This is a genomic window from Vibrio sp. M260118, assembly GCF_036533755.1.
In the GTDB taxonomy this organism is placed as follows: domain Bacteria; phylum Pseudomonadota; class Gammaproteobacteria; order Enterobacterales; family Vibrionaceae; genus Vibrio.
Map to the genome: position 1 here is coordinate 1 of NZ_JATABG010000412.1, position 2,904 is coordinate 2,904.

Consider the following 2,904-nt stretch of genomic DNA (forward strand, 5'->3'; position numbering starts at 1 on the left):
TTAAGGCGACTCGGCTGTCTCTCATTGTAAGAGACCCGTGGTTTTCCGTCCCTGACTCACGACAGGTTTGGCGTTACTCTACCTGCACATAACAGCATGAAGGCAAAATTAATATACACGCTAATGAATTAGCGCTACAAACAAAAAAGCAAACAATAATCAAACCTCGCAAAAATGAGAATCTACTTATTCACACAAAACTAAAAATTGCAAGGTGGCAAAAAACGCATACTCAACTCATTTATTCCGTCACGAATGTGCTCAGCTGTAAGCTTCCTAAGCTCAGTATTCTGGTCAACTCAAGCCGAGCACTTTCTTTATAGACTTTTCATAACTAATCAGCGACATTTCGTTGTTCGCCGAATGTAGTCGTTTCAGCCAGTGTCTTGACCGATAGTGCTTGTCAAGCTTTAACGTCATCGACAAATAACCCTTTAGACCTACAATATTCAGCTAACTCGCGTTCAGACTAAGCGTCTACTCTATGTGATGAGCTTGGCTTGTATTTATGAGATCAAATTTCTTTTGATAAATTCGAAGTAAGCTCTGGCTGTTTGAAATTGCAGAATTCTAACATCGCATTATTAAAACGTGCATAGATCATAATTTTTTAACCATTTATCATTGATCAAAAATCGCTACATTGTACAACTTCAAAAAGTAATCTTTTTCTTGACAACATTGCTAAAAAAAACTGGGATACCAATTACATATCGTTTAAACATCCTTCTTGGCTCAATGATTAAGCGGTAGAGCCACTCAAAACCAAGCTTTCTAAAAATTAATGGTGACCTATTAAAACGATTAGCCTGAAAGTCAATAATCGCTCCACCGCATATGATCAGTGTCGGACCGGAAGCTGTCGCTTTTATTAATCTTGCAACTTTCTCTTGTTTTGGCATTCCCATTGCCAATATAACTAATTTATATTTAGATACACTATGGTGAGAATCAAAATGACTTATATATTGACTTTCATCCATAAAACCATCTAAAACTTTAACATCATTTTCTCCGAACATATTCTTAGTTCCAAGCTCAAGCCAAGGCGAAGCAGTCCCATATACAAAGTACGAAAAATCCTTATTTGAATTCAAGCACTTGTTAACTATTTGAGGAATTAAATCCGTTCCATTAAGGTTCTCGCCAGCGTCCTTCCCCCAATAGCGGCAAACTAACTCTATGCCCTTTCCATCACGTAAGAGAACATCTAGGCCGTTAAAACTTTCATAAACATCATTATCATTAGCCATTAGGTTGTACCCATGTTGATTCAAAAAGCCCACTGTCTTTGGGCTAGATATATCAATAAGACTACAAATAAAACTTTCTACTTCATCAGAGCTCATTAACAATAGATTATTTAATTTCATCAACTGTTTTCTCTAGTCTGGATTTAATAAATTTTGCAGGAACACCACCTACTATTGAGTAAGGTTCAATATCTTTAGTAACAACAGAGCCAGCTCCAACAATTGATCCCTTACCGATTCTTACACCATGTAGAATAACAACGTTGCGACCGATCCAAACATCACTTTCGATAACTGGACAACTATTAGCAATCATTTCTTGATCAATCATTGGAATATCTAGTCTATCATAAGCATGAGAGTTACTTAAAATTGAAACGTCAGGAGCAATCATTACATTACTTCCAATAGTAGCACCTTGAATAAAAACGCGTTCGTTTATATGGCAATATTCTCCAATAGTTAAATTCTTACAATCAGAAATATAAACAGAGTTCTCAAAAATAGTTTTGCGATGATATACCATCGCCTTTAAAACCTTTGAAACGTAAAAAACCCTGAATTTATTGAAAAGTGAGGTGTATTTTGTATTAGGTAGATGTGAAACAAAAACATAATAAAAAATAAGAGCTAACTTATTTAGCATAATCGATTACCTCTTTATATATTTTTATCATTTTCATGACTACATAATCGTTTGAAAGTCCAAGCTGCATGATTCTTTCACGTCTAGCACCTACATGAGATTTTGCGTGTGTGAGGGTTTTATAGAGTAATTCAGATATAGCAGCCGGATCTGCATCAATGTTGAACACAGCAGTTCCAGCAACACCACGTGTAATATAATCGACATCACCTACATTAGAGCTGACTATTGGTAAATCGCAGCTCATTGCTTCTTTTATAACTTGGGGAGATCCTTCACTTACCGATGTCATTAATACAGCTGCAGCTGACTGCATGTGCATCCTTACTTCATCCCTGCTAAAGCCGTCGAGAGGGAGTATTTCTAACCGACCAAATCTATTGTTATAATCAGCTACAACCTTTTGAAACAATGGAAAATTTTTAACTTCCCGATCTATTCTCCCAGGAAAAAGAAGAACATTACTATTAATTGAATCAAAATCAGGTTTAAAGAAATCAGTGTCTACACCACATGGTAAGACAACATAATCACTACGATAATCCCTCACAACATCATTCATTTTTTCGTTTAACGTTAATACCTTTCCAACCCGACTAAGGATTAGCTTAGTGAGGAAGACTTGTACATTTTTATTCTGCTCTACAAGTATATCTCCACCATGTAGTGTTAATACGACATTGTTCCAACGGCGTTTAAAAGGGTTTAACAGCGTAAATAGAGCACTCAATCCATAGTGAGCATGGATAACATCATATTTATTAAATATTAAATGTCCTAACAATTTTAATGATCCAAATAAATACACCAGCTTCGATTTATAACCATCTATGACAAGAAGCTCACACTCAACCCCTTCTATTTTATTTAGAGCTTCAACCTGCTCTTTAACAAAAATGCCGGCATACAAAAAATCCTTATTACGACCTGGATACATATTTGAAACAATTAAAATCTTCATACGTCCTCAAGTTCACTCATTCACTTACTGGTTTAGAGTTGAAA

Annotated in this window: 3 protein-coding genes and 1 riboswitch; all 3 genes read right to left on the minus strand. The window is 35.7% G+C overall.

Features of this window, described 5'->3' with window-relative positions; all coding sequences use genetic code 11:
* Position 1: 1 nt before the first annotated feature.
* Positions 2 to 82: riboswitch (cyclic di-GMP riboswitch) on the minus strand.
* A gap of 571 nt (positions 83 to 653) precedes the next feature.
* Genes QTO00_RS17625 through QTO00_RS17635 form a run of 3 tightly spaced genes read right to left on the minus strand, consistent with a single transcriptional unit; the run spans position 654 to position 2,860 of the window.
* Positions 654 to 1,373 (minus strand): WecB/TagA/CpsF family glycosyltransferase, encoded by a 720-nt coding sequence (locus QTO00_RS17625; protein ID WP_331425936.1) that lies wholly within the window; start codon positions 1,371 to 1,373, stop codon positions 654 to 656.
* Positions 1,360 to 1,899, minus strand: coding sequence for an acyltransferase (locus QTO00_RS17630; RefSeq protein ID WP_331425937.1), 540 nt, complete (start codon positions 1,897 to 1,899; stop codon positions 1,360 to 1,362). Before QTO00_RS17630 ends, QTO00_RS17625 begins: the two co-directional genes overlap by 14 nt.
* Positions 1,889 to 2,860: a glycosyltransferase gene (locus QTO00_RS17635; protein ID WP_331425938.1), complete on the minus strand. Its 972-nt coding sequence runs from the start codon at positions 2,858 to 2,860 to the stop codon at positions 1,889 to 1,891. Before QTO00_RS17635 ends, QTO00_RS17630 begins: the two co-directional genes overlap by 11 nt.
* Positions 2,861 to 2,904: the final 44 nt, after the last annotated feature.